This is a genomic window from Curtobacterium sp. MCBA15_013 (assembly GCF_001865095.1).
Classification (GTDB): domain Bacteria; phylum Actinomycetota; class Actinomycetes; order Actinomycetales; family Microbacteriaceae; genus Curtobacterium.
The window spans coordinates 2,598-3,650 of sequence record NZ_MJGQ01000057.1 but is presented as its reverse complement, the minus strand read 5'-3'; the positions used below and the strand labels follow the sequence as shown (position 1 = coordinate 3,650).

Here is a 1,053-nt window from a genome sequence, read left to right as displayed (position 1 = left end):
CACCGCGCCTCCTGGACCGCAGCGCGGTCACGCGACGTCCGGTTACGCCCACGGAACCGGCGCAACGTGTCCGTCACCTGGTTGGGGTATCGTTCCCGGTACGCAAGCGCTCCGGGGTCGGTGCAAGTCCGAACCGGTGGTGACAGTCCACGAACTGATGACGGGTGCGAACCCGGCAGAGGTTGACCCGGTGGAACTCCGGGACCGACGGTGAAAGTCCGGATGGGAGGCGCGCTGGCGGACGAGACGTCCCACGATCCGTGGGTGGGACCCGTCCGTCGATGCCGACGATCGTCGAACGCCCCCGGAGTCCCGTTGAGAGGACACCAGTGTTCACCGGCATCATCGAGGAACTCGGCACCGTCACCGCCGTCGAGCAGCACGGCGACTCCGTCGCGCTCACCGTCCGCGGGCCCGTCGTCGTGCAGGACGCCCGGCACGGCGACTCCATCGCGACGAGCGGCGTCTGCCTGACCGTCGTCGAGCAGACCCCGGAGACCTTCACGGCCTTCGTCATGAAGCAGACGCTCGACATGAGCGCGCACGGGTCGCTCGCGGTCGGCGACCGGCTCAACCTCGAACGCGCGGCCTCGGTCGGCGACCGGCTCGGCGGGCACATCGTCCAGGGCCACGTCGACGGCACCGCCACCGTGCTCGAGACCGCGGACGGCGACGGCTGGCGGCGCGTCCGGTTCTCGCTCGCGCCGGACCTCAGCCCCCTGGTCGTCGACAAGGGCTCGATCGCGATCGACGGCGTCTCGCTGACGGTCAGCGCCGTGTCCTCCGAGGAGACCCCGGCCGCGGACTCCTGGTTCGAGGTGAGCCTCATCCCCGAGACGCTCGAGGCCACCACGCTCGGCGCCCGTGTGCCGGGGGACCGGGTGAACATCGAGACCGACGTCCTGGCCCGGCACGTCCGGCGGATGCTGCGGCTCGACGCCGCGGTGCGGCCGCTCGAGGGTGCCACGGGTCCGCTCGAGGGCGACGCGCGTCCGCTCGCGGGTGCCACGCTCGGCCAGGAGGCACGGTGATGGTCGCCGGGGCACGTCCCGC

1 protein-coding gene and 1 riboswitch are annotated in these 1,053 nt (G+C 72.0%); the gene reads left to right on the top strand.

All coding sequences use genetic code 11. The annotated features are described in order from the left end of the window. The first annotated feature begins 103 nt into the window (after nt 1-103). A riboswitch (FMN riboswitch) is annotated at nt 104-238 on the top strand. A 91-nt stretch (nt 239-329) separates the two neighbouring features. Next, nucleotides 330-1,031 carry a riboflavin synthase gene (locus BIV01_RS16910; protein ID WP_071303619.1) on the top strand — a complete coding sequence of 234 codons (702 nt, stop codon included), beginning with the start codon at nt 330-332 and terminating at the stop codon, nt 1,029-1,031. The last annotated feature ends 22 nt before the right edge of the window (nt 1,032-1,053 follow it).